This is a genomic window from Telluria sp. AC161, assembly GCF_979258535.1.
The window spans coordinates 2544563-2571493 of sequence record NZ_OZ409861.1 but is presented as its reverse complement, the minus strand read 5'-3'; the positions used below and the strand labels follow the sequence as shown (position 1 = coordinate 2571493).

Annotated in this window: 23 protein-coding genes; 9 read left to right on the top strand and 14 right to left on the bottom strand. The window is 65.1% G+C overall.

Features of this window, described 5'->3' with window-relative positions; genetic code table 11:
* Positions 1–59 precede the first annotated feature (59 nt).
* From ACZ0AJ_RS11420 to ACZ0AJ_RS11395, 6 genes are all read right to left on the bottom strand, one after another.
* Positions 60–902, bottom strand: coding sequence for a universal stress protein (locus tag ACZ0AJ_RS11420; protein WP_499454594.1), 843 nt, complete (start codon positions 900–902; stop codon positions 60–62).
* 51 nt (positions 903–953) lie between these two features.
* Positions 954–2009 (bottom strand): NAD(P)-dependent alcohol dehydrogenase, encoded by a 1056-nt coding sequence (locus ACZ0AJ_RS11415; protein WP_499454871.1) that lies wholly within the window; start codon positions 2007–2009, stop codon positions 954–956.
* Positions 2010–2154: 145 nt separating this feature from the next.
* Positions 2155–2925 (bottom strand): helix-turn-helix domain-containing protein, encoded by a 771-nt coding sequence (locus ACZ0AJ_RS11410; RefSeq protein ID WP_499454869.1) that lies wholly within the window; start codon positions 2923–2925, stop codon positions 2155–2157.
* A complete protein-coding gene (locus ACZ0AJ_RS11405) occupies positions 2922–3893 on the bottom strand; it encodes a diguanylate cyclase domain-containing protein (RefSeq protein WP_499454867.1) in 972 nt (323 codons plus the stop codon). The genes ACZ0AJ_RS11410 and ACZ0AJ_RS11405 overlap by 4 nt, the downstream gene beginning before the upstream one ends.
* A gap of 161 nt (positions 3894–4054) precedes the next feature.
* Positions 4055–6535, bottom strand: coding sequence for a cation-translocating P-type ATPase (locus ACZ0AJ_RS11400; RefSeq protein ID WP_499454865.1), 2481 nt, complete (start codon positions 6533–6535; stop codon positions 4055–4057).
* Complete coding sequence (locus tag ACZ0AJ_RS11395) at positions 6535–7350, bottom strand: universal stress protein (protein WP_499454589.1); 816 nt, start codon at positions 7348–7350, stop codon at positions 6535–6537. The genes ACZ0AJ_RS11400 and ACZ0AJ_RS11395 overlap by 1 nt, the downstream gene beginning before the upstream one ends.
* A gap of 278 nt (positions 7351–7628) precedes the next feature.
* Here ACZ0AJ_RS11395 and ACZ0AJ_RS11390 point away from each other — a divergent pair, with 278 nt between their 5' ends.
* From ACZ0AJ_RS11390 to ACZ0AJ_RS11375, 4 genes are all read left to right on the top strand, one after another.
* Positions 7629–8042 carry an Hsp20/alpha crystallin family protein gene (locus tag ACZ0AJ_RS11390; RefSeq protein ID WP_499454588.1) on the top strand — a complete coding sequence of 138 codons (414 nt, stop codon included), beginning with the start codon at positions 7629–7631 and terminating at the stop codon, positions 8040–8042.
* Positions 8039–8494, top strand: coding sequence for a universal stress protein (locus tag ACZ0AJ_RS11385; protein ID WP_499454586.1), 456 nt, complete (start codon positions 8039–8041; stop codon positions 8492–8494). The genes ACZ0AJ_RS11390 and ACZ0AJ_RS11385 overlap by 4 nt, the downstream gene beginning before the upstream one ends.
* 9 nt (positions 8495–8503) lie before the next feature.
* On the top strand, positions 8504–10264 hold the full coding sequence (locus ACZ0AJ_RS11380) for a PHA/PHB synthase family protein (protein ID WP_499454862.1): 1761 nt from the start codon (positions 8504–8506) through the stop codon (positions 10262–10264).
* Between the two features lie 131 nt (positions 10265–10395).
* Positions 10396–10566 (top strand): hypothetical protein, encoded by a 171-nt coding sequence (locus tag ACZ0AJ_RS11375; RefSeq protein ID WP_258834721.1) that lies wholly within the window; start codon positions 10396–10398, stop codon positions 10564–10566.
* Positions 10567–10621: 55 nt separating this feature from the next.
* On the opposite strand, the gene ACZ0AJ_RS11370 is transcribed toward ACZ0AJ_RS11375, so the two are convergent.
* The 5 genes from ACZ0AJ_RS11370 to ACZ0AJ_RS11350 form a co-directional block, all read right to left on the bottom strand.
* Positions 10622–12220 carry a L,D-transpeptidase family protein gene (locus ACZ0AJ_RS11370; RefSeq protein WP_499454585.1) on the bottom strand — a complete coding sequence of 533 codons (1599 nt, stop codon included), beginning with the start codon at positions 12218–12220 and terminating at the stop codon, positions 10622–10624.
* A gap of 145 nt (positions 12221–12365) precedes the next feature.
* Complete coding sequence (locus ACZ0AJ_RS11365) at positions 12366–14474, bottom strand: TonB-dependent receptor (protein ID WP_499454583.1); 2109 nt, start codon at positions 14472–14474, stop codon at positions 12366–12368.
* 47 nt (positions 14475–14521) lie between these two features.
* Positions 14522–16042, bottom strand: a complete 1521-nt coding sequence (locus ACZ0AJ_RS11360; RefSeq protein WP_499454581.1) for a DUF3526 domain-containing protein — start codon at positions 16040–16042, stop codon at positions 14522–14524.
* On the bottom strand, positions 16039–17529 hold the full coding sequence (locus ACZ0AJ_RS11355; protein ID WP_499454579.1) for a DUF3526 domain-containing protein: 1491 nt from the start codon (positions 17527–17529) through the stop codon (positions 16039–16041). Before ACZ0AJ_RS11355 ends, ACZ0AJ_RS11360 begins: the two co-directional genes overlap by 4 nt.
* Positions 17477–18181, bottom strand: a complete 705-nt coding sequence (locus tag ACZ0AJ_RS11350; RefSeq protein WP_499454577.1) for an ABC transporter ATP-binding protein — start codon at positions 18179–18181, stop codon at positions 17477–17479. The genes ACZ0AJ_RS11355 and ACZ0AJ_RS11350 overlap by 53 nt, the downstream gene beginning before the upstream one ends.
* A 272-nt stretch (positions 18182–18453) precedes the next feature.
* On the opposite strand from ACZ0AJ_RS11350, the gene ACZ0AJ_RS11345 reads away from it, so the two are divergent.
* From ACZ0AJ_RS11345 to ACZ0AJ_RS11325, 5 genes are all read left to right on the top strand, one after another.
* Positions 18454–19815: an MmgE/PrpD family protein gene (locus ACZ0AJ_RS11345; protein WP_499454575.1), complete on the top strand. Its 1362-nt coding sequence runs from the start codon at positions 18454–18456 to the stop codon at positions 19813–19815.
* A gap of 53 nt (positions 19816–19868) precedes the next feature.
* Positions 19869–20804: a LysR family transcriptional regulator gene (locus ACZ0AJ_RS11340; protein WP_183558326.1), complete on the top strand. Its 936-nt coding sequence runs from the start codon at positions 19869–19871 to the stop codon at positions 20802–20804.
* 75 nt (positions 20805–20879) lie between these two features.
* Entirely contained in the window at positions 20880–22091 is a 1212-nt protein-coding gene (locus ACZ0AJ_RS11335) for a CaiB/BaiF CoA transferase family protein (protein WP_499454573.1), read from the top strand.
* Positions 22088–23065 (top strand): hydroxymethylglutaryl-CoA lyase, encoded by a 978-nt coding sequence (locus ACZ0AJ_RS11330; RefSeq protein ID WP_499454571.1) that lies wholly within the window; start codon positions 22088–22090, stop codon positions 23063–23065. Before ACZ0AJ_RS11335 ends, ACZ0AJ_RS11330 begins: the two co-directional genes overlap by 4 nt.
* A gap of 53 nt (positions 23066–23118) precedes the next feature.
* A complete protein-coding gene (locus tag ACZ0AJ_RS11325; protein WP_499454570.1) occupies positions 23119–24105 on the top strand; it encodes a Bug family tripartite tricarboxylate transporter substrate binding protein in 987 nt (328 codons plus the stop codon).
* A 95-nt stretch (positions 24106–24200) separates the two neighbouring features.
* Here ACZ0AJ_RS11325 and ACZ0AJ_RS11320 read toward each other — a convergent pair whose 3' ends face one another.
* The 3 genes from ACZ0AJ_RS11320 to ACZ0AJ_RS11310 form a co-directional block, all read right to left on the bottom strand.
* Positions 24201–24806, bottom strand: a complete 606-nt coding sequence (locus tag ACZ0AJ_RS11320; protein ID WP_499454569.1) for a hypothetical protein — start codon at positions 24804–24806, stop codon at positions 24201–24203.
* Between the two features lie 102 nt (positions 24807–24908).
* Complete coding sequence (locus ACZ0AJ_RS11315; RefSeq protein ID WP_499454857.1) at positions 24909–25823, bottom strand: hypothetical protein; 915 nt, start codon at positions 25821–25823, stop codon at positions 24909–24911.
* A gap of 460 nt (positions 25824–26283) precedes the next feature.
* Positions 26284–26775: a hypothetical protein gene (locus ACZ0AJ_RS11310; protein WP_499454855.1), complete on the bottom strand. Its 492-nt coding sequence runs from the start codon at positions 26773–26775 to the stop codon at positions 26284–26286.
* Between the last annotated feature and the right edge of the window lie 156 nt (positions 26776–26931).

The following is a 26931-nucleotide window of genomic DNA, read 5'->3' as shown; positions in this document are numbered from 1 at the left end:
TGCGACTAGTCGCAAGCGACCAGCGCGACGCCGGTGCTGCTGCCGGGGACAGGGTGTGACTAGTGGCTTGTCAGCACGGGCACGACCGTACCGGCCAGCACGGTTTCGGTAACGCCGCCCAGCACCAGCTCGCGAAAGCGCGAATGCCCGAAGTTGCCCATGACGATCAGGTCGTGCGCGCCTGTGGCGGCCAGCCCAAGCAGCGCCTCGCCGATGTTGCCGGTTGGTGCTGGCGCTGGCACTAGAATCTCGACGTCGATGCCGTGACTGGCCAGGTAGGTGGCAAGCTGGTTGCCCGCCTGGACTTGAGAGCCACTGTATTTTTGCGGGTGAAAGCACACTGCCGTCACGCTGCCCGCGCGCCGCAGCAGCGGCAGGGCGGCGCGTACGGCCCGGCTCGCCTCCATGCTGCCGTCCCAGGCGATCAGGGGCCGGACGGGTACCCTGGTGACCGCGGTCGTGGACGGCACCACCATCACCGGACACGGCGCATGGATGAGGATAGTGCGTGCCAGCGAGTAATCGTCGGCCAGGATCGCATCGGGGTGGGTGACCTGGCCGATCAGCAGCAGATCGCAATAGCGCGCCTCCAGCGGCAAGGCGCGGATGGCCGATTCATCGCTGAGCTTGCTTTCCAGCGGCACGACGCCTGCAGCGCTTACCGCGGCTTCAAAGTCCGTCAACGTACGTTTCGCGTTGTCGGTCAGGAAGTTGTAGTCGTCCGGCCCGATGGGCGCCACAGTGGAGGCGGCGCTGCAACGGGCGATGAACTCGATCGCGCCCGAGAGGGCGATGCCGGTCAGGCGCGTTCCTTCAGCCAGCGCGATCGCCGCTGCCAGCCGGTAGCGTGCTTGCGCCAGTTCCGGCTGGCACGCGTGGACGAGAATCGATTGGTAGGACATGGCTTTCCCCTCGGTGGGTGACGTGGCGAACATGGTTGGGCGCGCCGGCCGTCAGGGCGTGATTGCCACCTTCAGCACGCCGTCGCGCCCGTTGGCAAACAGGTCGTACGCTTCTTCGATCTGCTCGAGCCGGAAGCGGTGCGTGATCATCGGCTGCAGGTCGAGGCGGCCGGAGGCGACGATGGCCATCAAACGGCGCATACGCTCCTTGCCGCCGGGGCACAGGGTGGTCACCAGCGACTGGTCGGCCAGCCCGGCCGCAAAGGCGTCGATCGGCAGCGATAGCTTGCCGGAGTACACGCCCAGGCTCGACAGGGTGCCGCCCGGCTTGAGGGCGCGCAGGCAATTTTCGAACGTCTGCTGGGTGCCGAGCGCCTCGATCGCCACATCGACGCCCTGGCCACCGGTCAGCCGCAGGATTTCGCCGACCGGGTCGGTTTCGCGGTAATCGATGGTGTGATCGGCCCCCAGTTGCCGGGCCATCTTCAGGCGCTCCGGGACAGCGTCGACAGCAATGATGCAACTGGCGCCGCGCAGCCGTGCGCCGGCGGTGGCGCACAGGCCGATGGGGCCCTGCGCGAAAATGGCGACCGTATCGCCGAGGCGGATGCCGCCGTGTTCGGCGCCGCCGAACCCGGTGCTCATGATGTCGGGGCACATCAGTACCTGCTCATCGGAGAGGCCATCGGGAATCGGCGCGAGGTTGGCCATCGCGAACGGCACCTTCAGGTACTCTGCCTGGCAGCCGTCGATCGTGTTGCCGAAGCGCCAGCCGCCGATCGCGTGGCCGCCGCACTGGGACTGGCGGCCGTCCAGGCAGGTATGGCACTGGCCACACGGCGTAATGGCGCCCACGACCACGCGCTGGCCAATCCGGTAACCGGTCACGCCGGGGCCCAGTTCGTGGATCGTGCCGACCGGCTCGTGCCCGATCGTCAGGCCCGGCTTGACGGGATATTCGCCTTTCAGGATGTGGACGTCGGTGCCGCAAATCGTCGTCAGCGTGATCTTGATGACGGCTTCGCCGGGCCCGGCGACCGGAACGGGTTTGCGGTCCAGGATGATGCGGCCGGGGCCGGTAAAGACTGCTGCGTTCATCATGTTCATGACAACCTCCGGTGTCTTCGTGCTTGCTGTCGCGTTGCCGGCAACGAGGTGCCGATCTGTCGTGCCGTCGCAAGGATGACGGGGAGGGGCTGCGAAATCCATGACGTGCATCAAAACCGTCAGCGTGCCATGGCGCTGCGGCCAGTTACACCATCGGACTGCAGGGCGAGAAACCGTTTGCCATCGCGGCGATCCGTTGTGGATCGGTCAGCACGACGGCGCGCTTGTCGACCGTGATCAGTCCCAGCTTGGTGAAGCGGCCCAGCAGGCGGCTGATGCTTTCGATGGTCAGGCCGAGATAGCTGCCGATGTCTTCGCGCGACATGCGCAGCTGAAATTGCGCGGGAGAATAGCCGCGGGCCGCGTAGGCCGCCCCCATGTCAACCAGGAACGTCGCCATCCGCTGCTCCGCCCGCATATGGCCAAGCAACAGCATCAGGTGCTGTTCGCGGCTGATTTCACAGCTCATCAAGCGGTAGAAGCGGCGATGCAGGCCGGGAATGTCCTCGAACAGGCGTTCGAGCGCCGCGAACGGCAGTTCGCACACGATGCTGTCTTCGAGTGCGATCGCGTCGGACTGGTGGATGCCCGTGCCCACGGCTTCGAGCCCCAGCAGTTCACCGGCCATCGGGAAGCCCGTGATCTGGTCGCCCGCAGGACCGGACCGGCGGATTTTGAAGAAGCCGCAGCGCAGCGCGTACAGGCTGCGCAGTGGCTGGCCGGTGCGGTACAGCGTGTCGCCGGCCGCAATGCGGCGATGCTGGCCAACCAGGCGATCGAACCGCATCTTGCTGCCCGAGTCCAGGCCGGTGGACAGACACAGGCCACCGGTGTTGCAGTCGCCGCACTGGCCCTTCATGACCGATACCAAGCCGGGTGGGGCCGGACCGAGGGACACGCGTAATGGCGCATTCATGGTGGTAAAACCTCATGTTGGTGATGCTTTCCACCTGCCGGGGGGGCGGCGGAACCAGGGACAGGGCGCGCGCCGCCGCGTGCTGCACGCTTGGCGGCGTACATTGCGGCGTCGGCATGGGCAATCAGTTGCGCCGGCGTGGTGCCATCGTGTGGAAACACGGCAACCCCGATACTGGCCGACAGGCAGACCGCCCTGCCATCGATGACGATCGGTGCGCGGGCGGCCACGGCCACGCGGGCGAGCAAGGCAGCCAGCAGCGCGTCGTCGTGCATGCCGGGCAGCGCGGCGACGAACTCGTCGCCGCCAAAGCGCGCCAGCGTGTCCGACCCGCGCAGTGCGGCGCGCAGGTTCTGGGCGATGCTGGCCAGCAGGCGGTCGCCGGCCGGATGGCCCATGCTGTCGTTGACCTGCTTGAAACCATCAAGGTCGATAAAGGCCAGCGCCACGCTGGACGAGGCTTCACGCGCGCATGCCAGCAGCTGTTCGAGCCGCTCGCCGAGCAGGACACGGTTGGGCAGGCCGGTCAGCGCGTCGTAGTTGGCGCGTTCTTCGAGACGGCGGCGCTGCAGGCTGGCGCTGGTCACATCGGCGAACATGGCGATGTAATGGTGCGGCTTGCCGTCGGCGCCCGGGACCGCAACGATTGTCAGGCGCTCGGCGAACAGGGTGCCATCCTTGCGCCGGTTCCAGGCTTCGCCCTGCCAGTAGCCTTCGCTGGTGATCGCTTGCCACATGCGGGCATAGAATGCGTGGTCTTGCACGCCCGACTTGAGGATGCGCGGATTCTTGCCGCACACGTCATCTTCGGTGTACCCGGTGATGGTGCAAAATGCGCGGTTGACCGCCAGGATCGCGCCATCCAGGGCCGTGATCATGATGGCGTCGCGGCTATGGTGAAACACGGACGCTGCCAGTTCCCCGGCAGTGCTGGCGCAAGCTGGTTGGATGGCTGGCGTGGATGTCATGACGTTCCGGCTTGGTGTGCTGAATGTATTGACAATAGGCCCATCAGGGCACCGCGTCGAGACCAAGCTGCCGAAGAGGTCACATATTTTATTGATTTTTGATTTGCATCAAAAAAATACCGACTGGCTATTGACCTAAATCTGTACTTTCAGCGAGCTGGTCAGTGCCCATGCCGCCGCATCAACAGCGCCGGCACCAGCGCGCTGGCCAGACCAACGACACCCGCACCAGCGACCAGTGCCGGCGCCAGCACCGCAAACTGAAACACCGCCGCCAGCCACGGTACGTACAGCGCCAGGGCCAGCAGGCCCAGGGCCGCCGCCACGACCAGCCAGAGGATCCGGTTGGGCTGGCGCAGCGAACCGATCAGGCTCGCACCGGCTGCGCGGTTGACCAGGATCAGCGACAGGTTGGCAAACACCAGCGTGGTAAAGCCAAAGGCGCGAGCCTGCGCCGGCGCCAGTGCGCCCAATGCCCAGCCATACGCCAGGGCCACCCCCAGCAGGGGACCGAGGCCCATGGCCAGCGTGCGGGCCAGGGCGCCGGGCGTAAACAGCGGCGCCTGCGCATCGCGGGGCGGGCGCTGCATCGCACCGGGCGCCGCCGGCTCGTTTTCGAACACCAGCGTGCAGGCGGGATCGATGATCAATTCCATGAACACGATGTGCATTGGAAACAGCAGGGGCGGCCAGCCTGCGAGGATCGGCAGGATGGCCATGCCGGCGATCGGCGCGTGCATCGAAATGACATAGCGGATCGACTTGCGCAGATTGTCGTGGATCCGGCGGCCGGCACCGATGGCATCGACGATCGACGCGAAGCGGTCGTCCAGCAGCACCAGCGCCGCTGCCTCGCGCGCCACGTCGGTACCGCGCCCTCCCATGGCGATGCCCACGTGGGCGGCCTTGAGTGCCGGCGCGTCATTGACGCCGTCACCCGTCATGCCGACCGTGGCGCCGCCCCGCGCGAATCCCTGGACCAGGCGCAGTTTCTGCGTCGGGGCAATGCGCGCGCAGATGGAAAGTTCAGCGATGCGCGCGTCCAGCGCCGCATCGCCCAGCGCATCGAGCGCCGCGCCGGTGAGCACCGGTGTGTCGGCCAGTCCTGCCTGCCGCGCAATGGCGCGCGCCGTGTCCGGATGGTCGCCCGTGATCATCACGACCCGGATGCCGGCCCCGGCGCAGCGGGCAACGCAGGCGGGGATCTCGGGCCGCAGCGGGTCAGCCAGGGCCAGCAGGCCGGTTGGCACGAACCGGATCTCGGCAGCGCGGGCTGGCCAGCTGGCGCCGGACAGGGTGGCCTGCGCCACCGCCAGCATGCGCAGGCCGTCCTGCGCCATGGACGACGCTGCAGCCAGCAGCCCGGCGCTGGCAGTGGCATCAACACCGGCATCAAGCTTGCACCACCCCAGAACGGTTTCCGGCGCGCCCTTGGCGGCAGCGATCAGGGCCCCGTCGGGCCGCCGCCACACCTGCACCAGTGCCCGTTGCTGCGCGCTCACACCGTATTCGTGCACCAGCGACCAGTCCGGATGGCGCTGCGCCGGCGCCAGGCACGCTGTGCCAAGTCGTTGCACGGCGCGGTCGATCGGGTCGGGCCCCGTCGCAGTACTGGCCAGCACGGCTGTTTCAAGCAGCGGCGCCAGCGCGGCCGGCAGGGGTTCGTCCATCACCGGATGGCGCGCACCGTGCGCGTACAGCGCCACGACGTCCATCCGGTTGGCTGTCAGGGTGCCGGTCTTGTCGACGCACAGGACCGAGATGGCGCCCAGTGTTTCGATCGCCGGCAGGCGCCGCACCAGGACCTGTTGCCGCGACAGGCGCCAGGCGCCGATCGCGGGGAACACGGTCATCACGATCGCGAGTTCTTCGGGCAGCATCGACATGGCCAGCGCGATGCCCGCCAGTACGGCTTGCAGCCAGTCGCCGCGCATGAGGCCATAGACCAGCACCAGGACGACGCTGAACGCCATGCCCAGCACGGCGAAGACGCGCGCCATCGCAGCGCTCTGGCGCTGCAGCGGGGAGGGCGCGGGGCGCAGCGACTGCAGTGACGCTGCAATCCGGCCCAGCTGGCTGCGCGCGCCGGTGGCGGCCACACGGGCGAGCGCGTGGCCCTGCAGTACCAGGGACCCGGCAAACAGCATGGCCGTTGCATCTTTATCGACCGGCATCGATTCGCCGGTCAGCAGCGATTCGTCGGTCTGCAGTCCCGTGCTGCTGAGCACGTGAGCATCGGCCGGCACCCGGTCGCCTTCGTGGACGGCGACGAGATCGCCGGCCACGATGCCGGCGCTGTCGATGACGTGCCAGCAGCCGTCGCGCAGCACGTGCGCGCGCGGACTGGCCAGATCGCGCAGCGCGGCCAGCGCGCGCTCGGTCTTGCCTTCCTGGTACAGGGCCAGGCCGAGACTGACGGCGACCATCAGGCACAGCAGCAGCCCTTCATCGAGCTGGCCCAGCACCAGGTATAGCAGGGCCGCGCCCACGAGCAGCAGGAACATCGGCTCGCGGGCGCTGTCGGCAAGAATGCGGCGCCAGGTGCGGCGCTCGGTCTCGGCCAGCGTGTTCGGCCCGTCCGTGGCGATGCGGTGTGCGGCCTCGGCGGCGCTCAAGCCGTCGGCCGTTAGGTCGGCGGCCATCAGTGCGCCATCAGTACCGGCACCGTCATGCGGTCCAGGAGCGTTTCCGTGACGCCCCCCAACACCAGCTCACGCAGGCGCGGCCGGCCGTAGGCGCCCATCACGATCAGGTCGGCGTCCAGGCAATCTGTGCAGGCCAGCAAGGCGGCGCCGTCGTCGATCGGCGACGGTTCGACGTGCACCTCGCAGCGCACGCCCTGGCGTGCCAGATACAGCGCGAGATCGGTGCCCGGCTCGCGCCCGATTGCCTCGAGTGGCTGGAACAGGACGATTGCCACCAGACCGGCATCGCGCAGCAGCGGCATCGCGCCGGCGACGGCGCGCGTGGCCTGCAGGCTGCCGTCCCATGCCAGCATGATGCGTCCACCGATCGTCTCGTGCCGGCGTACATGGGGAAGCACCAGCAGGGGGCGCGCGCTGCCCTGGACCACCTGCGCCGGCACTGGCCCGGCCAGATGCGCTGCCGCCGGATCGTCGAGGTCGGTCTGGCTGACGATGACCAGGTCGGCATAACGGCCTTGCAGCGCCAGTCCGCCGGCCGGATCGTCGTCGGCATAGCGCCGCTCGTGACTGGCAACGCCCTCGGCAGCGGCGATGGCGTCAAAGCGCGCCAGTGCGGCGTCGTGGTCGCCCCGGCGTTCGTGCTGATGCGCCAGCAGCATGGTGCTGCCGGCCTCGGCATAGCGCGAGATACCGGAAAAGGCGCTGCCGACCAGGTGCGCGCCGCAGCGCGCGGCCAGCTGCGCCGCGTACCGTATGCGCGCCCCGGCATGCAGCGAATGGTCGACGTGAACGACGATGGTCTTGTAGCACATGCTGCACCTCCGGATGGCCGTGACAGCCAGCGTACGGCGCGTCGTGGCGGTGAGTCCAGCGCGACGTTTGCGCTTGGCCCAACCGGTTTCACCGAATTTGACTTGCATCAAACTTGCCGGGCGAAGCAGAAGGCGAACGTCCGCCAGGCGACGGGTTGCCGCGATTTTTGATGCATGTCATAGCGATGTTCGGGCTTGCACGACTAGGATCAACCCGATGCCCGATGCCTGATGATCGGTCGACGGCAGGCGCAGACACCATCCTCCGGAGAATGACCATGTCCCATTCCATGACCCGTTTCGATCCCGTCGCACGCATGCTGCGTGCCGATCCGTTTCGCACCTTCGATGACTTCTTTGCCGACCTGGCGCCGCGCGTGCGCATCGACGTCACCGAGAACGGCGACGGCTATCGCGTCAAGGCCGACCTGCCGGGCGTGAAAAAAGAAGACATCAAGGTCAATATCGACGGCAACCACGTGTCGATCAGTGCCGACACGTCATCGCAGAACACGCACGAAGGTGCCACGACCATCTGCGCCGAACGCGCCTGGGGCCAGTTCTACCGCAGCTTCACACTGCCGCAAGCGGTCGATGACGCTGCCGCCCGGGCCGAATTCAAGGATGGCGTCCTGCAGCTGGAACTGCCCAAGAAAGCGGGCGGCAGCGGCACGCCGCTGGCGATCGCGTGACCACGGACGCCCTGCACGTGCCGACCTTGCCTGCGCATGCGGCGCCTGAACACCAGCCCATGTTCCGGCGCATCCTGTTACCGGTCGATGGCTCATTGTCGATGACGCCCCTGGCGCGCACCTGCCTGGCGTATGCCGCCGGCACCGGCGCGGCTGTGATCGCCGTGCATGTCGTGACGGATGCCGATGCTGCTGGCGCCGGCCGCATCCACGCCGGCCGCATCTTGCAGAACGTGGCCGAGACGGCGCGCACGCTGGGCGTGCCGTGCGAGTGCCAGGTCTTGACCGGCGCCGAACCGTGGCGTGAAATCGTGCGCGCCGCGCTCGACCATCACGCTGACCTGATCTGCATGAGCTCGCATGGCCGCCACGGCGCCAGCGAGCACATTCTGGCAAGCCAGACGGCGCGGGTGATCGAGCACGCGCATCTGCCTGTTCTACTGTTTCGCTGAGGGGAGGGTATGCGCATTGCGGATCTGCCATCCCAGCCTGTGACCGGGGCCGCCACCCCTGGCGAGACGCCGGTGCGCGAGCTCGACCGCGCACTGTACGCCCAGCTCGCCTGGTGGACGCAGGGCCTGTCCCCGGCGTCGCTGGCGGCGGCCGCCACGGACTGGCTGGTGCACCTGGCCGGCTCTCCCGACAAGCAGCGCGAACTGGTCATCAAGGCGCAGCGCAAGCTGCTGCGCCTGGCGGCAAGCGCCGCCGCAAGTGCGGATCAGAACGGCGTACCTTGCATCGCCCCGCTGCCGCAAGACCGCCGCTTCGCCGCGCCGGAATGGCAGGCGTGGCCGTTCAACCTGATCCACCAGGCATTCCTGTTCGAGCAGCAGTGGTGGTACAACGCCACCACCGGCGTACCCGGGGTGACGCGACATCACGAGCAGCTATGGACCTTTGCCGTGCGCCAGGCGCTGGACATGTTCTCGCCATCCAATTTCCTGCTGACGAATCCGGTCGTGCTCAAGGAAACCTGGCGTTCCGGCGGCATGAATCTGGTCATGGGTTGGCACAATGCGATCGAGGATGCGAGCGGCGCTGCCGCGACGGTGCCAACGGGGTTCGAGCCCGGCCGGGGCGTGGCCCTGACACCGGGCAAGGTGATATACCGCAACCGCCTTATCGAGCTGATCCAGTATGAGCCGGCGACCCCTACCGTCTGCGCCGAGCCGGTCCTGATGGTGCCGCCATGGATCATGAAATACTACATTCTCGACCTGTCGCCGGCCAATTCCCTGGTGCGCTACCTGGTCGGCCAAGGCCACACCGTCTTCATGATTTCCTGGAAAAATCCCGACGCGGCCGATCGCGATCTGGGGATGGGCGACTATCTGCAGTTGGGCGTGATGGCGGCCATCGACCAGGTCGCCGCGCGGCGCCCCGGGTACGCGATCCAGGCGCTCGGCTACTGCCTGGGCGGCACGCTGCTGGCGATTGCCGCAGCCGCCATGGCGCGCGAGGGCGACGAGCGCCTGGCCAGCCTGACGCTGCTGGCGGCGCAGGTCGACTTCACCGAGCCGGGCGAACTGGGCCTGTTCATCGACGAGAGCCAGCTGAACTTTCTCGACAACGTCATGGCCGGCAAAGGCTATCTCGACGGCACGCAGATGGAAGGCGCGTTTGCGCTGCTCAATGCGAAGGACATGGTCTGGTCGCGCATGGTGCAGAATTATCTGATGGGGAAGGGCCGGCGCGTCACCAGCGACCTGGCGGCCTGGAATGCCGATGCCACCCGGATGCCGTACCGCCAGCAAAGCGGGTACCTGCGCAGCCTGTATCTCGACAACGATCTGGCGCAGGGCCGCTACCGCGTGGGCGGCAGGCCGGTCGCGTTGTCCGACCTGCATTTGCCCATGTTCGTGCTCGGTACCCGGCGCGACACGGTCGCGCCCTGGCTGTCGGTCTACAAGCTGCACCTGCTGGCCGACGCTGACATCACGTTCTGTCTGACGGGCGGCGGGCACAATGCCGGTGTCGTCAACCCCCCGCTCGCAAGCGGCGGGTACGGCTACCAGATCGCCACGCGTGCCCGTGACGGCCGCTATCTCGATCCCGACGCCTGGTGCGCCGCGGCGCCGCAGCAGTCCGGCTCGTGGTGGCCGGCCTGGGAGCACTGGCTGCGCAGCCATGCCACAGCGCAGATCGCCGCCACGGCAGTGACGTCGGTCGATCCGGACGCGGTGCTGGACGATGCGCCGGGCCGTTACGTGCTGGTGCGGTAGGCATATTTCACCGATGTGCCACGGTGACGGCAGTTTTTGACGTGCATCATTCAAATTGCGTGCCCATCTCGGCACACTGCATGCCATGACTGCCAACCATATGGCGCTCATCCATCAATCAAGGAGCCCCCATGGATACCAAGAAAATGCGCCGCATGAACGCGGTCTTCTACGCGCTGCTGGCGCAGGCCGCTGCCGTCCACGGTGCTGCTGCGAAGGCGCCGGTGAACAGCACGTCGTCGTCCGTCAAGCAGGAGATTATTGACAGCGAACCCGTGAGCGACGCAGTCGCCGTGGTGTGACGGTGGTCAGGCGAAACAAGAAGGTGCAGGGCGCCGCGCCACGGCGGCGTGGCCCTTACTCCAGCTGCAGCGCCGCGATCAGCGCGGCGTCGCGCCCGTAGATGTCGGGTGCAAACAAGGCCCGGCCCTGACGATCGACCAGGGCCGTTGCATAGAACAGCACGACGGGCACCGGCGCGGCCAGCTTGACGAACCGGTTCTTGCCCGCACTCATGGCGGCCGTCACCTGTGCAGCACTCCACTGTTGCGCGTCGGCCAGCACGAATTGCGCGAGCTCGGCCGGTTGTTCGACGCGGATGCAGCCATGGCTCAGGTCACGGTGCGTGCGTTGGAACAGTTCCCTGGCCGACGTCGAATGCAAATAGATATTCATCGGATTGGGGAATGCAAACTTGACGTCGCCCAGCACATTGCGTGAGCCGGGGCGCTGCCTGACCCTGGCGCCACCGGCCCGCAGGCGGCTTGCCGCATCGCCGGCGCCAATCTGCAGCACGCGCCCGTCCGCCCCTACCAGTTCCATGTCATTCTGCTGCAGATAGGCAGGATTGCGCGCCAGCTTCGGGAGGATTTCATTCTTCTGGATGCTGGCTGGAACATTCCAGTAAGGCGCGAATTCCACGTAGCGCATTTCTCCGATGAACAGCGGCGTGGGCGTGCGACCGCGCGCGCCGACGATCACGCGCATTTCCAGCGCCGGCGCCGCAAAGTTGTCCCTGGCATCGAAGGTCCACAAGCGGTAAGTGGGCACGTTCACGACGACGACGCGCCCGTGCGCCGGCGGCGGTGGCAGCCAGCGCAGGCGTTCGAGCGTCAGCGCCAGCTGGGCGACGCGATGCGCGGGCGGCACCGACAGGGCCGTGACCGTCGCGGCGCCCAGTACGCCGTCTTCATCCAGCCCGTGCCGTGCCTGGAAACGCCGCACGGCGCCAGCCAGTGCCGGCGTATAGATGCCGTCGCTGCCCATGGGCGCCTGCGCGTCCAGATCGTCCAGCAACTGCAGCCGCGCCTGCAGCACGGCTGCGCCGGCGTAAGGCTCGCCGGGGTGGATGGCGGCCCGTGCGACCGGCGGCAGCGCGGGCCAGTCCGGTGTTGCCCGAGACAATTCGCGGTACTGTGCCAGCGCCGCCTTGACCCGGCCATACAGCGGAATGGCGGGCGCGGCGGCGTCGATGGCCTGCGCCAGCCCTTGCGCGTCGCGCACGGTGGCCAGGCGCTGGCGCGGGTCGAAGCCGGTGTCGGGCGCTGCGGAAACCCGGCTGGCCCAGGTCGCGCGGCCCCCGTGCAGATCGCACAGGTACTGCGTCATCGCGCGGTCGAGGTCGCGCACGAATGCTGCCGATGCGCCCTCCGGGCCGGCCAGCCGCCGGGTCAGCTCGTCCACCTGATAGCGGCGGACGTCAAGTCCGTGCTCGGGCGCCGCGCGCAGCAGTTGCAGTGCGAGCGGGGCCAGTTCCTGCGCGCCGGCCAGCCAGGATGCAGCGGGTGCGGCGCCCGGGGCACAAGGATCAACGGCAGGCGCCGGGACGTCGGCGCCCACGCCGGCATCACGGGCAAACGCGGCGGAACCCGTGGCAGCCTGAAGCAGCAACAGCAGGAGGAGATGCGCGGCGCCGCCATGTGCTTTGGCGGGCCAGGTCAGACGGGGAGCTACCATGGGGTGTGATGCATGCGCTGTGATGGAGGGGTAATGTGACAGGCATCAAAATTACACCCTGCGGCGCCTGGTAGTCGTTGATGTGCATCAATCGAGTGGGTCGCCGCAGCAATGACCGCGCCACCGTGGACGCGGTCTCTTCCAATCAGAAGTAGTAACGCAGAGACGCCCCGGCCGTGGCCTGCGGCACGGTCGTTACCAGTAAGCCACCGGCCGTGCCATACGCGATGTCGCTGGCGAATTCGTGCGGCTGCAGTGTGGCAAACAGCGAACCCTGGAACTTGCCCAGATCGTAGGTCGCCTTCATGTCGTAGCGCACATAGGTCGGCATGTCGCGCTCGTACAGCGGTGTGCCCATGTAATAGGGATTGCCGGCCGTGACATACACGTCGCCACTGAGCGACAGCCGGCCCGGGCCCATCTCCGTGCGGTACTGGACGCCGGCTTTCCACGTGTGTTCCGGCACCGACAGGCGCGGACCGGCGCCAGGCGCGGGGTTGTCCAGCTGCGCGCGCAGGATGCGGCCGTAGCTCAGGTAAGTGTTCAGCGCGCTGCTGAGCTGGTAGTGCAGGTCAAGTTCGAGACCGCGGCGCGTGGTCTGGCCGGACGCGACGAACACGTCCGGCGCCGTGTTGATGATCTCGTCGTCATTCTGGATAGAGTAGAACGCGCCGGACACGCTCAGGCCGTCCAGTGGCGCCGCCTTGAAACCGAGGTCATGCGAGCGCACCCGGCTCGGATCGATGCCGGGATTGCTGCGCCCGCCAAGCGCGCCCAGCGGGCCCAGGCTGCCACTGGTGCTGATCTGCTCGGCTGCCGGCGAGCGGAAGCCCTGGGCGATGTTCGCGTACAGCTCGACGGCAGGCAGGACGTTCCAGATCGCGCCGTATTTTGGCGTGACCACCGAGGCTTCGTAGCCGGTCGATGCGGCGGGCAGCTTGCGGTTGACGAGGTCGTAGTCGAAGCGGTCATAGCGCGCGCCGCCGTGCAGCTTGAGCGTGGGCAGGATACGGTACTGGGTCTGGATGAACGCGCCATAGGTCAGCAGGTCGAGGTCCTGGTTGTTGACGTAGCTGGCGGTCGGTTGGCGGTTGCGGTATTGCTGGCGGAACGCATCGCCCTTGTCCTGGCGAGCCTCAAAGCCGGCCGTCAGCACGCCGGCTGAGCCGAAGACCCAGGTATTGCCGCCGCGCGCGCCAAAGATGTCGCGCTCGTCATAGCCATAGGTGTGCAGCGTGGTGCTGGTCTGGATCGCGCGGCTGCGCGCAAAGTCTTCCGCATAGGCGGTGGCAAACCAGCCCGCGTCGCCCGATGCCGGACTGCGGTTGAACACGAGCGTCTTGCGGTGTGCATCGCCAAAGCCCGGCAGGTTGAACATGGTGTCGTGCGGATCGACCAGCCCGGCTTCCATGGCTGGCAGCGACAGGTAGCCGGCGCCGGCATAGTCCGACTTGTAATAGGTGGCGCGCAGGCTGTAGACACCGTCGCCGATATTGGTCGAAAGCTTCCAGAACAGGTTGTTGCGGTCGAGGCTGGCGCCGTGGCGGAAACCGTCGAGGCTGTAGCGGTCGGCCACCACCAGTGAGCGGATGCGCCCGAAGTCATTCGACAGCACGAGCGAGCCGCGCCGCCCGCCATAGCTTTCCACGGTCACCGTGGCGCTCGACGGCGTGGCCGCGCCGCCTTCGCGGGTGCGGATCGTCACCGCGCCAGCGCGGTTCTGGTCGCCGTACAGGGCCGAGACCGGGCCCTTGATGACGTCGAACGTGTCGATCATGTCGCCGGTCATCCATTCGAGGAAGGCCGGACCGTGGCCCGCGCCGCCCTGGCTTGATGGAATGTTCTGCGGCACGCCATCGATATAGATGGCGGTGTCGGCGCCGTGCGTGCCCTGGGTGGCGAAGCCGCGCATGCGAAAGCCGTTGCCGGTGTCGCCCTGGTCGATATTGTTGGCGACCACGCCCGGCACGCGGCGAAACACGTTCGAGATGTCGCGGCCAATGTCCAGCGTGGCCAGGTCTTCGGCTGTCACGGTGGTCACGCTGCCCGGCAGTGACCTGGCGCCCAGGCCAGGCGCCAGCCGTTCGTCATTGCCGCGCTGGCCCCGGACTTCGACGACCTGCGCCGAGGACTCGGCCAGCGGCGCGAGGTCGGGCGTCTCGTCATCAGCCACGGCAACGCCGCCAAACAGGCAGGTGAGCATGACGGCGCGGGGAATCGCACGCAGGCGGGTGAAACGGGTAGCGGATTGCACGATCAAGACTCCAGTGGGTGGCAAGGTGAGGGTGAGAGAAACAGATATCAGCGGCGCTGCCGGCTGCGCTCGCGCCACAGGGCGATGCAGGCCAGCACGGCGAAGGCGCAGGCCCAGGCCGGCAGCATCCAGGTGCGCGCCGGCATGGGCGCCGGGCGCGCCAGCGCAGGCGATGCGGCGTAGCGGGGCACCGCATCGAAGTCGCGGAACCCATAGCCGCCCAGACAGGTGCGGGCGCACGGCGCCTGTTCGTCGCCCAGTGCTGCGCGCTGAATGGCGGCCTGGAACCAGTCGCGCAAGCGGCCCTGGTGGCGCGCGACGTCCTCGATGAAGCGGCGATGGCGGGCGCGGTCGGTGCCGGCGGCGTCGGCGAAAGCTTCATTGGCGAGACTGACGGGACTGAGCACGCTCATGCGGGTAAAGAACGCAGCGCGCGCATGTTCGGCCAGCGCGAATTCGCGTTCGACGCCTGCCATGAGACGTTCGGTTTCCTCGGCCCGGTGCAGGCGTGACACGCTCGAAGCGACCTCGCCCGGCGCGGTGCGCCTGGGTTTCCATTCGGGATGGCTGTCATAGAAACGCGCCAGGCTGCCGGCCTGGCCGGCATTGACCTGATCAAGGGCATCGCGCATGGCTTGCACATAGCGTTCGCGCGGCGGCACCGGCGCCGCGATGCGGGTGACGGCGTCGAGGGCGGCCGGCAGCACGATCGCGAACAGCAGCCACAGCCCAAAGCCGGCAAAGGCGGCGCTCATGCGGTTCGCGCAGTAGGCGCAGACGGCGATGCCGACGCCGCTCCAGAACGCCGAGTACAGCAGCACCAGACCGGCCCACCGGGCAAGCGCGCCTGCCCCGGCGCCATCGAATGGCACGGCGCCGGACAGCAGCGCGGCGCCAACAACGCCCAGAATCAGCAGGATCGTCGCGAGCAGGGCGCGCACGCCGGCCTGGACAAACAGGATGTGCGCCGTGCCGATGCCCTGCAGCAGCAGGCTGCGCAGCCGCAGGCTCTCGCGGTCTTGCGTCAGCACCGACGCCGACAGCGTCAACAGGATCAGGGGCCACAGGTAGACCATGAAGAACATCAGGTCATAGCGGCCCGATGCCAGGCGGGCAGGGTGGTCGATATCGGTGGCAGTGCGCACCGACGCCATCGATTCGGCCCGCACCCGCACATAGGCCGGCTGGATGTCGGCCAGGCCGATCGCCAGCGCCGCACCCGGCAGCGCCGGCATGACGGCAAAGCCCACGTGCTCGCGAAACGCGTAGCCGCGCACGTCCACTGGCGTGCGGTAATACAGCAGGCCGGCAAATTCGGGCGCGTCCGGCTGCGCGAAGTAGCGCGCTGCGAGGTCCCTGGCCGCGGTGCGCACTGCGGCCTCCTGCGCGACTGCCGCCTGGCTCGCAGCCTGCGCGTGCTGCTGGAAGCGGGCGCCTTCAAACAGGCCATACCAGGCCAGCAACAGCGCCGCCGCGAGCAGCAGCAGCGTGCCGCGCTCGCGCAGCAGTGCGCGCAGATCGAAGCGAATCAGTGCCAGGGTGCGGATCAGTGCCAGGGTGGGGATCATTTGATGCTCCCAACGCTTCCGACACGAAGGCGCCGTAGCGCTGCCCAAGCGAGGCCAATGCTGGCAACGAGCAGCGTGAAGAGCGGCAGCAACCAGCGCACGGCCACTTCACGCAGATCGAGCGCCGCATAGCCAAACGTGAGCGGGGGAATGCTGCGCCACAGCGCCGCATCGGCCTGGTACTTGACACCATCGCGGTCGGGATGACGCGCCAGGTCGCTGTTGAGCAGGTTCTGCATCAGGCGGCGGTGGGTTTCGGCAGCGCGGATGAATTCGACGTGGCTGGCGCTGTCGCTGGTGGCCAGCCGGCTCGACAGCCCGGCGATCGCGGCGGCCGGCGACAACCAGCCCGCCAGCGCCATCGCCCGGTCCTGGCTTGCCAGCGCAGCGAACAGCGGGCCGTAATGGCGGTCGAAGACGATATTGCCATGTGCTTCACTGCGCAGCTGGCTGATGCCAGCCCAGTTGACCGGCAGGTCGGCCACCTTGTCGACGCCATACTGCTTGAGCAGTTGCTGCTTGTGGCGCTCGGCCTCCTGCGGATCGTCCGGCATGCCGAGGTCGTCGTCGACGGCTTGCCGGAATGCCTGCGCGGACGGCAGCGGCGCGGCCGATTGCGCCAGTTCGGCAGCGGCGCGCGGCAGCACGAGCGTGAGCGCCGTCCACAGGGTAACGAGCAGGGCCAGGCTGGCGCGCAGCGTGGCCGCATACGCCGACGCGGCCGTGATGATGGCAGCCCAGACAGTCAGGTAGACGAGGTAGCCGCCACCGAAGAGCAGTGCGCGCAGGCCCGGATCGGCAACCGGTTCGCCGCCGCCGGCCTGCCACTTCAGGGCGACGATGGCGACGATGGCGGGCAGCGACAGCGTCATGGCCAGGCACAGCAGGACCGCGCCACGTGCGACCGCGATTGCGCCCAGTGGCGCACCGTTCAGGCGCAGCGCCGGCAGCATCCCGCGTTCGCGCTCGCCGGCAAACATGCCGAAGCCCAGAAAGATCATCGCTGTCGGCGCCAGCACTTGCAGCACCAGCGCGGGGCTCAGGCGAAACTGGCGGTCGGCGCCCGCGCTGTCGGCGGCGGGGCGGTACACCATGTCGTTCTGCTTGTGCGCTTCGAGCCAGATGCTGGACCCCACATATTGTTCGATGCCGGGATCGATCGCCGCCAGTGTCGGCAGCGGCTTGAACGCGTACACGCCGTAGTGGGCGGCAGAATGGGGATTCTTGCTGCCCTGGTGCACCCAACGTTCGACCTCCGCCGCAGCCGCGACGGTGCGCGCGGCGCGGGTGCGTTCCAGGTCGAGCGAGGCCAGCAGCGCCGCGCCCGTAGCCAGCGCCAGCCCGAGGGCCAGTACCAGCGCCACACGCCAGTCGCGCCGGCGCTCGCGCCAGTCGGCTTGCCAAGCACCGATGAAGGCTTGTCGCCACACGTGATCAACCACGGGCCGCGAGACTGTCGAGGTAATTGCGTTCGAGTTCGCCGGCATGCAGTTCTCCAAGTTGCCATTCGCTGACCAGATGGCCGCCCACCAGGACGCCACAGCGGTCCGCCAGTTCCTGCGCGCGCAGCAGGTCGTGCGTGGCCATGATCACGGCCGCCCCGTCATTGGCGACGGTGCGGATCAGGTGGCCGAAGGCGACGCTTGCTTCCGGATCGAGGCCCGAGGTCGGCTCATCGAGCACCAGCACGCGCGCGCCCTTGGCCAGCGCCATGACGATGCCGACCTTCTGGCGCATGCCTTTCGAATAGCCGTGCGCCTGACGGTGCCAGGCGTGGCGGGGCAGGCCGACCCGCTCCAGCAAGGCTTCGATCCCGGTTGTGTCGAGCCGGCGCCCCAGCAGGCGCATGAAAAAGTCGACGTTCTCGACACCGGTCAGGCGCTCGTAGAGAGCCACGTTTTCGGCGATGTAGGCGGCGTGCCGGATCGCGGCCTCGGCCGGCATCAACGGCGAACCGGCCAGCGTGATGCGGCCGGCGTCGGGTTTGACGAAACCGAGCAGGCAACCGATCGTCGTGGATTTGCCGGCACCATTCGGGCCAAGCAATGCATAGACCTGGCCTGCTTCGACGTGCAGGTTGAGGTCGTTGACGACGACGCGTTCGCCGTAGCGTTTGGTCAGGTGGTCGATGCGGATCATGGCGTCTCGTGGAGTACAGGCGTGCAGGGTGGACCGGCTGGCACAGGATGTGCGCCTTATTGATAATGATATATCATTACTGACAAAGTGAATACTATTTCATGGTTGGCAAGAAAGGGGCATGGTTAGCTTGCACGGCGGTAATCTGACAGCAGCATGGTGGTATCAAATTTTTCTATTTCTTCATGGCCGGTATTGCTCTCTATGATGGTCGCAGAGCGCCATCGAGTCGCAGTACGCTGACCACCAACATCAAGAACCAAGGAGACCACATGGCTGACCACCAGCACCCGAGCCAGCTGCTCGCCAGCTTCGCCGCCACCCTGCGTTATGAGCAGATTCCCGACGCCGTGCGCATGCGCACCGAAGACCTGTTCCTCGACTGGATCGGTTCCGCGCTGGCCGGCCGCACGTCACGCGCCGTGCAAACCATCGACCGCTACGCGGAGACGATGGGGCCGGGCGGCGGCCCCTGCGAGGTGCTGATCTCGCGCCGCACAACGACGCCGCTGTTCGCGGCGATGGTCAACGCGGCTGCCTCGCACGTCGCCGAACAGGACGACGTGCACAACGGCTCGGTATTCCATCCCGGCGCGGTCGTGTTTCCGGCAGCGCTGGCCGTTGCCCAGTCGATCGGCGCCAGCGGGCGCGACCTGTTGGCGGCGGCCGTGGCCGGCTACGAAGTGGGCATCCGCGTCGGCGAATTTCTCGGCCGCTCGCATTACCGCATCTTCCACACGACGGGTACGGCCGGTACGCTGGCGGCTGCCGCTGCGGCGGGGCACCTGCTCAAGCTCACACCCGACCAGATGCTGCATGCCTTCGGCTCGGCCGGCACCCAGGCGGCGGGCTTGTGGGAATTCCTGCGCGACGCCGCCGACTCGAAGCAGTTGCATACGGCCGCCGCGGCCGCCAATGGCCTGACATCGGCCTACCTGGCGCAGGATGGCTTTACCGGTGCACGCCGCATTCTCGAGGGTGCGCAGGGCATGGCGGCGGGCATGTCGAGCGACGCCGATCCGGCCAAATTGACCGACCGTCTGGGCGAGCGCTGGGCGCTGGCCGAGACGTCCTTCAAATTCCACGCGTCGTGCCGGCACACGCATCCGGCCGCCGACGCCTTGCAGCAGGTGATGCGAACCCACGGCCTGCAACCGGAGCAGATCACGCGTGTCGTCGCGCACGTGCATCAGGGCGCCATTGACGTGCTGGGCGCGGTCGTCGATCCGCAGACGGTACACCAGGCCAAATTTTCGATGGGGACGGTGCTCGGGCTGATCGCGCATTACGATGTGGCCGGCCTGAGCCAGTTCGAAGACAATTTCAATGCAGCGCCGATCGCGGCGTTTCGTGGCAAGGTGGGCATGGAGTTCGACGACGAAGTTGACACCGCGTATCCGGCGCGCTGGATCGGCAAGGTCACGGTCGAGACGACCGATGGGCGGCGCCTCACCGGCCGGGTCGATGAACCGAAGGGCGACCCCGGCAACACCTTGTCGCGCGCTGAACTCGAACAGAAAGCGCTGCGGCTAGCCTTGTTTGGCGAAGCCGCGAGCGAGGCCGAGATGCATGCGCTGGCCGCGCGCATCTGGAACCTGGCGGACGCGCCCAGAGTGGGAAACCTGTTTGCCTGAACAGACCTGATACAGTCGTGACACTCTCGTCTCCCGCTGTATCAGCTTTTCCGATGGCACTGAACAATATCCTCAGAAGGCTGGACCTCACCAGCCTGCAGCTTTTCCTGGCAATCCACGAAGAAGGTTCACTCACCCGCGCCGCCGAGCGCGAAGCCATTGCCGTCTCGGCGGCCAGCAAGCGGCTGGCTGACATGGAGGGGGCGCTGGGCGTGGCGCTGATGGTGCGCGCGGCGCGCGGCATGACCTTGACCCCGGCCGGCGAATCGCTGCTGACGCATGCGCGCCGCATCCTGCAGAGCGTCGACAAGATCGGCCAGGAACTGGCAGAGCACGCCCAGGGCTTGCGCGGCTACGTGCGCATGGTGGCGAACTTGTCGGCCATCGTGGAATTTCTGCCGGAGGATTTGCGCGCCTTCCTGAACCTGCACGAGCAAATCCGGCTCGACCTGGAAGAGCGCCCCAGCGGCGACGTCGTCAAGGGCGTCGAGGACGGCTTCGCCGAGATTGGCATCTGCTCGGGCGATACCGATACCCGCGAGCTGCACAGCCACTTGTACCGGCGCGACCGCATCGTGCTCGTCATGCGCCACGACCATGCGCTGGCCGGGCGCGGCCGCGTCCCGTTCGCGGACACGCTCGACTTCGATCACGTGGGCCTGCACGCGGACAGTTCCATCAACAAGCGCACGCACCTGGCCTCGCGCGCCTCTGGCCGGCCATTGAAAACCCGCATCCACGTGCCAGGTTTTGACGCCGTGTGCCGCATGGCGCAGGTGGGCATGGGCCTGGGCGTGATTCCCCACGAAGTGTTTACTGCCATCGGCCAGCCGCTGGGGCTGGTGGCTGTCGAGATCGACGAGCCGTGGGCCGAGCGCGAGCTGCGCATCGTCGTGCGGGAAGAAAAGGGTTTGTCGCCGGTGACGCGGGCGCTGCTCGCGCATCTGGGAGCCGCCGAGGAGCGTTCGCGGTTGACGAAGGCTCGTTGAAAAGAAACGGTTGGACGGGCAGGGCCCGTTCTCTCTATGCTGGGTCGACAAGCTACAACCATCGACGAGACCAGCATGAACCTCAACAGCAGCATTCCCGACGGCGCCTTGCGCGGCGTGCGCGTCATCGAAATGGGTCAATTGATCGCCGGCCCGTTCGCCGGCAAGACCCTGGGCGAATTCGGCGCCGACGTCATCAAGATCGAGGCGCCCGGCAGTGGTGACCCGCTGCGCAACTGGCGCATGATCAAGGAAGGCACATCGGTCTGGTGGCAGGTGCAGTCGCGTAACAAGCGCTCGATCGCCCTCGATCTGCGCAGCGCTGAAGGCCAGGACATCGCCCGCAAGCTGATCGCGGAAGCCGATGTACTGATCGAGAACTTCCGCCCCGGCACCCTCGAAGGCTGGGGCATGGGTTGGGACGCGCTGTCCGCTCTCAACCCCGGCCTCGTCATGCTGCGCATCTCGGGCTACGGCCAGACCGGTCCGTACCGCGACCTGCCAGGCTTTGGTGCCATCGGCGAAGCGATGGGCGGCCTGCGCCATCTGACGGGCGAACCCGACCGCGTGCCGGTGCGCTGCGGCGTGTCGATCGGCGACACGCTGGCCGCGCTGCACGGCACGATCGGTGTGCTGACGGCGCTGTACCACCGCAAGGTCAATGGCGGTAAAGGCCAGGTGATCGACGTTGCCCTGCACGAGGCCGTGTTCAACGTCATGGAAAGCCTGCTGCCCGAATACAGCGCGTTCGGTGCCGTGCGCGAAGCGGCCGGCAGCGCGCTGCCCGGCATCGCGCCGTCGAACGCCTACCGCTGCAACGATGGGTACGTGCTCATCGCCGGTAACGGCGACAGCATCTTCAAGCGCCTGATGGCCGTGATCGGGCGCGACGACCTGGCGCACGACCCGGCGCTGGCCGACAATGCCGGCCGCGTCGTGCGCGTGGCCGAGATCGACGCCGCCATCAGCGTCTGGACGGCAACGCGCCCGATCACCGAGGTCCTCGACCTGCTGGGCGGCGCCCGTGTCCCGGCCGGCAAGGTCTATACGGCCAAAGACATCGCGGAGGATCCCCATTACCGGGCGCGCGACATGATCCTGGCCCAGTCCACGCGCGACGGCTACGACCTCGAGGTGCCCGGCGTCGTTCCCAAGTTGCTGGGCACCCCGGGCACCGTACGCAGCTCTGCCCCGGGCCTGGGTGACGATACCGATGGCGTGCTGCGCGAACTGGGCTTGAGTGAGCCGGACATCGCCGCCTTGCGCGACAAGGGAGTGGTCGCATGAACCGGTGGAACGGCGCTGGCCGCCGCATCCACATGCAGGAAGTCGGCACGCGCGATGGCTTGCAGGCCCAGTCGGTGTTCGTACCGACCGCCGACAAGATCGCCCTGGTCAACAGCTTGTCGCAGGCCGGCATGGCCAAGATCGAAGTGACCGCCTTTGTTTCGCCCAAAGCGATTCCGGCGCTGGCCGATGCGCAGCAAGTCATGCTCGGCATCGAGCGGATTCCGGGCGTGATCTACAGCGCGCTGGTGCCGAATGTACGTGGCGCCGAGCGCGCGATCGAGAGCCGCACCGACGAACTGAACCTGGTGATGTCGGCCAGCGAAACGCACAATCTGGCCAATCTGCGTATGACGCAGGCGCAATCGTTCCAGGGCTTGTGCGAGGTGGCGGCACTGGCGCGACAAGCGTCGCTGACCGTGAATATCTCGTTGTCGTGTTCGTTCGGCTGTCCGATGGAAGGCGACGTGCCGGAAGACACGGTGCTGGCCTGGTGCGCGCGCTTCATCGACGAAGCGGGCGCCGGCGGCATCACCCTGTGCGACACGACCGGCATGGCCTACCCGAGCCAGGTCGCCTCGCTGACGGCGCGTTTTCGCGCAGCCTGGCCGGATACCGAACTGAGCCTGCACTTTCACAATACCCGCGGCATGGGGCTGGCCAACGTGCTGGCCGGGATCGATGCGGGCGCTGACCGCTTCGACGCGTCGCTTGGCGGCATTGGTGGCTGTCCGTATGCACCCGGCGCCTCGGGCAATGTCTGCACTGAAGAGGTGGTGCACGCGCTGCAATTGATGGGTTATGACACGGGTGTCGATCTGGGCCGCTTACTGGACGCTTCGACACGGCTGCCGGCGCTGATCGGGCACGAGACGCCAAGCCAGATCGTCAAGGCGGGCCGGCGGCTCGATCTGCACCGGCCACCCGGGGATTTTGAAGCGATCAGGGAGCGCGCCGAAGCGCGCCCGGTTTGAACCCGGGCCATCGCCGGAATGCAAACAACTATTTTAATAATTCAGGAGACACCATGAAATCAATCCACTCGCTGCGCATGCGCGCCAGTATGCTCGCCGTCGGCGCTGCACTTGTCAGCACCGGCGCGCTCGCGCAGGACAATTATCCTGCGCGCGCCATCACGCTGATGGTCTCGGCCGCGCCGGGCGGCACAACCGACCTGGCTGCGCGCATGATTTCCGATCCGCTGTCCAAGGCATTGGGCAAACCGGTCGTCGTCGAGAACCGGCCGGGTGGGGCGGGCGCGATCGCTGCCTCGGCCGTCAAGCGGGCCAAGCCGGACGGCTATACCTTGCTGGTGCAGTACTCGGGCTTTCACGTCATCACACCGCACGTGGTCAAGGCCGGATTCGATCCGATCAAGGACTTCACCCCGGTTGCGAACCTGATCGTGGCGCCGCAAGTGTTTGTCGTGCGGCCCGATCTGCCGATCAAGACGCTGCCCGAGCTGGTCAGCTACGCCAAGGCACACCCCGGCAAGCTCAATTACGCATCGTCCGGGAATGGCTCGTTGCAGCACGTGACGGGCGAAATGCTAAATCAGATGAGCGGCACGAATATCGCCCACGTGCCGTACAAAGGCACGGGCCCGGCGATTACCGATCTGCTGGGCGGTAACGTCGAAATGACCTTTACGACAGCGCCGCCGTTGCTGGCTCACATCCGGTCCGGCAAGCTGCGCGCCATTGCGGTGACCGGCAACGTTGCGCTGCCGAGTCTGCCCAACGTGCCGACCACGGCGACGATCAAAGGGTACGAGAAGCTGGACGTGAGCTCGTGGTTTGCCGTGTACGCGCCCGCCAACACGCCCAAGCCGATCGTGGACAAGCTGACTGGCGAGATCAAGAAAATCATGGCAACCGACGCATTCAAGCGCAAGGCGCAGGAGCAGGGTGCGTACGCGGTCTACATGACGCCGCAGGAATTGGCAGCGCATACGAGCAAGGAATATCAGACGTGGGGCAAGTTTGTGAAGGATGCGAAGATCACGGGGGAGTGAGGACCGCCGGCCTTCCACGTTGGGAGAACCATCAGTGCGATTTCCACGATGTTTACATCACAGTCGTGAAATCCCAAGCAACCTGTTTCGGGTAGCTAGTGCGCAAACGTCGGTTCCGAAAACTCGATTTTTTGCTTTCCCTGCTGAAAGGTAAAGACCAGGCGATCAGATTTCTCGTCATATCGCGTGTGAAGCGTCGTTTGATTGGGAGGTGTTCCCATCTTTGGCGGACTTGTTTCTGCAGTGATCATTCCAGCTAACACCGGCGCACTGAACGGCGACCCATCGTCAGGGTTCGAGGATTTCTCTATCAGAGCAGACATCATTGAAGTCCATTTGGACTTGTCGCTGACAGGTTCTGCTGCGTATAGGTAGGCATATCCTCGAATACCCCTCATATGCGAACCAAACTCTTCATCCTTATGATACTTCTTGACTTCGCGCGGGAGATCAAGAGGGGAGATGTTTCTGACTTGATAGCAACATACTGGAATATAAGGCGGTTCCGTTCCGGCCATGCCAGTAAAAACGGTAGGGGAACTTAACTTCTTGTTTGTAAAGATATAGATGGGCCGTGCTATCACCTTGTAGTCTGCTCCCATCACGGGAATTTGTTCAAGCAAGCCCACAGCAGGAAACTCGGTTGCAAGGCAGCCAAGTGAAAGCGTTGAGCAGAGAAAGCCAGTGAAGAATTTTGTCATGTAACAGCGTTTTTCGTTTGATGGGTCAAATATTTTAAGCCGAGAACTATACAGACCAGTATTTGCACCATGGCTGAGATTCCTTCAGCTTTTTACTTCAGCTCAGTTTTTCAGCGCACCATGGATCTTTTCGACGTACATCCAGCGGCAGGGCCGAGTGGTAAATGCGTTTCGCGCCACAAGACTTGGAGCAATATCTTCATCAGAGATGCTGTCGTCAAAAAATGGGTCTTGCGTTAATCTTGGATCGTTCGCGTGACGTCGGGCAAATTCGAGCATGCGGCTTTTGTTGATCCATAAATCATCCCGTCCGATGGAAGCCAGTGCTTTCAGCCCAAGCTCATTGAAGGTATTACAGTCGAGAAGAACGCCTTGTGGATTACCGATCCAGCAGAACTGAGGCGTACCGTAGGGATCGTCGAGAGGGAGATACACCCCTGTACGAGCCGGCGTTGTACCACTCACACCAAGGATATCTGGGCGTAGCCGAAGTGGATCCGCTCGGTCGATGTCGTGCTTGCGCCCGGACGCAGCGAGCATCAGACTGAAATCATCCCAGCGCCCCGCCTGTTCATGCTGACTGACCGTGTTGTCGAGCTGACCGGCGTGCCATGAAATTGCTTGAAATTGATTGTCGAAATTATCCTGCTCATCAGGCGTCATCCAGGCCAGCGATATTTCTCTCAAGCTGCGCTCGCAGTCGTTCGCAATAGTGATTGAAAACGAATCCTTGGCACGTTCGGTCATCTGTCTTTCGACTGAACGTTCGAAATGCATAAGAATAGAGCAGGCATCATTGCGCCAATTCTCGGACATCTCACGTGTGCCACGCTGGGAAGCGGTGATCAATGAATTGCGGTGTTGCATTTTCGCGAGATCGAGTGTCGGATTGACTGCGATCATCGGCGCTTGCAACTTGAGGCGTAGTTCTTTAAGGTAATCAAACGACGCATAGAGGTAGAGCAGTGTGACTTGAATTTTTTGAGACTGACTTAACTCGAATGGAGCAGATTGCATACTGAATCCTTGCTTGTGCCAACGCGCTCGTTGTCCCAGTAAGGGAGGCCGGTTCCCGGTTCAAGGTCCATACCGGCAAATTGGCACGAAGCCGTTGTTTCGGGACCCGGGCGGCGATATTTGTAGCGCTGATCATCTCGCCTCTACCCAAAGAGGGGATTTCTTCGATCCTGTAGGGATTCTAGCCGATCTTGAAACTTGAGGGAGTCTATTGTTCAAACGACGTCGATGATCACCAGCGGTAGCATCGTCGTACCGCCACAGTCAATAATTCGTCTGAAATACGCTCCAGGCGCAAGGCGATGTGTACAAGGCCAGAGATGCGGCAATTATTTAGGTGGAACTCCATACTAGGTGCCTATGAGCGTACAACCCCCAGGAAAGAACATGACTACAGATCGGTCGGCTAGCTAGTCGCAAGAGGGCTGGAACACTGCCTGTATTAGTTTGGAAAACTCAATTATTGTTTTTCACGAAAAATATAAAGGTATCCGTCATTAGTTTTTTGTTTGATCAACGGGGTCGAAGCCTCCGAATCGCCGCCGTAATTCCCTGTGCACTGGCTCTCTGCTATTTTTCGTCCCGATCTCCACACCGACACAGATGCGCGTCCTTTAATTGGATCATTCACTATATATGTATGTCCGAGGTTTTTGAACCAGATGATGATGCTTTCAGAACTTGCGCCTATGACAGACGCCCTATTAAATTCATTAGATAAGTGTTTGCTGTCAGAGTGATAGGTGAAAGAAGGATTTTTGCTATTATTGGGATATCGGTACTCAACGTATTGTGAAGATGTGTCTTCTTGAATAGAACAGATTGACATTGTCTTCTTTCCTGAACTACATGTAAAAATAATTTTTTCGTCAGCAGCGCATTGAGAATTTTTCGCGGGAGCATGCGGCGCTAATGCGTACAGAAATACGACGACGTAAAATTTGTTTTTCATTTATATGAATGCTGGATGAAAAAAAGGAGGATTTACATCGCGACTCAAGCATATTTAGGAGCTGTTATTCTATTACTGTGCTAGTGCAGAGCATGGCGCGCAGTGGCAGTAACTTTTTTATACCTGTTCATGACTGCATTCACTATGACTGAATCA

Bases quoted from the DNA above. Each gene is read 5' to 3' on its own strand.
- ACZ0AJ_RS11340 (WP_183558326.1), top strand. From the start codon at position 19,869: ATGGCACTGAACAATATCCTCAGAAGGCTGGACCTCACCAGCCTGCAG.
- ACZ0AJ_RS11350 (WP_499454577.1), bottom strand. From the start codon at position 18,181: ATGATCCGCATCGACCACCTGACCAAACGCTACGGCGAACGCGTCGTC.
- ACZ0AJ_RS11420 (WP_499454594.1), bottom strand. From the start codon at position 902: ATGTCCTACCAATCGATTCTCGTCCACGCGTGCCAGCCGGAACTGGCG.
- ACZ0AJ_RS11380 (WP_499454862.1), top strand. From the start codon at position 8,504: ATGCGCATTGCGGATCTGCCATCCCAGCCTGTGACCGGGGCCGCCACC.
- ACZ0AJ_RS11320 (WP_499454569.1), bottom strand. From the start codon at position 24,806: ATGACAAAATTCTTCACTGGCTTTCTCTGCTCAACGCTTTCACTTGGC.
- ACZ0AJ_RS11410 (WP_499454869.1), bottom strand. From the start codon at position 2,925: ATGAATGCGCCATTACGCGTGTCCCTCGGTCCGGCCCCACCCGGCTTG.
- ACZ0AJ_RS11335 (WP_499454573.1), top strand. From the start codon at position 20,880: ATGAACCTCAACAGCAGCATTCCCGACGGCGCCTTGCGCGGCGTGCGC.
- ACZ0AJ_RS11390 (WP_499454588.1), top strand. From the start codon at position 7,629: ATGTCCCATTCCATGACCCGTTTCGATCCCGTCGCACGCATGCTGCGT.
- ACZ0AJ_RS11310 (WP_499454855.1), bottom strand. From the start codon at position 26,775: ATGAAAAACAAATTTTACGTCGTCGTATTTCTGTACGCATTAGCGCCG.
- ACZ0AJ_RS11370 (WP_499454585.1), bottom strand. From the start codon at position 12,220: ATGGTAGCTCCCCGTCTGACCTGGCCCGCCAAAGCACATGGCGGCGCC.
- ACZ0AJ_RS11330 (WP_499454571.1), top strand. From the start codon at position 22,088: ATGAACCGGTGGAACGGCGCTGGCCGCCGCATCCACATGCAGGAAGTC.
- ACZ0AJ_RS11345 (WP_499454575.1), top strand. From the start codon at position 18,454: ATGGCTGACCACCAGCACCCGAGCCAGCTGCTCGCCAGCTTCGCCGCC.
- ACZ0AJ_RS11415 (WP_499454871.1), bottom strand. From the start codon at position 2,009: ATGAACATGATGAACGCAGCAGTCTTTACCGGCCCCGGCCGCATCATC.
- ACZ0AJ_RS11325 (WP_499454570.1), top strand. From the start codon at position 23,119: ATGAAATCAATCCACTCGCTGCGCATGCGCGCCAGTATGCTCGCCGTC.
- ACZ0AJ_RS11400 (WP_499454865.1), bottom strand. From the start codon at position 6,535: ATGGCCGCCGACCTAACGGCCGACGGCTTGAGCGCCGCCGAGGCCGCA.
- ACZ0AJ_RS11405 (WP_499454867.1), bottom strand. From the start codon at position 3,893: ATGACATCCACGCCAGCCATCCAACCAGCTTGCGCCAGCACTGCCGGG.
- ACZ0AJ_RS11315 (WP_499454857.1), bottom strand. From the start codon at position 25,823: ATGCAATCTGCTCCATTCGAGTTAAGTCAGTCTCAAAAAATTCAAGTC.
- ACZ0AJ_RS11375 (WP_258834721.1), top strand. From the start codon at position 10,396: ATGGATACCAAGAAAATGCGCCGCATGAACGCGGTCTTCTACGCGCTG.
- ACZ0AJ_RS11395 (WP_499454589.1), bottom strand. From the start codon at position 7,350: ATGTGCTACAAGACCATCGTCGTTCACGTCGACCATTCGCTGCATGCC.
- ACZ0AJ_RS11355 (WP_499454579.1), bottom strand. From the start codon at position 17,529: ATGCCGGCGAACTCGAACGCAATTACCTCGACAGTCTCGCGGCCCGTG.
- ACZ0AJ_RS11360 (WP_499454581.1), bottom strand. From the start codon at position 16,042: ATGATCCCCACCCTGGCACTGATCCGCACCCTGGCACTGATTCGCTTC.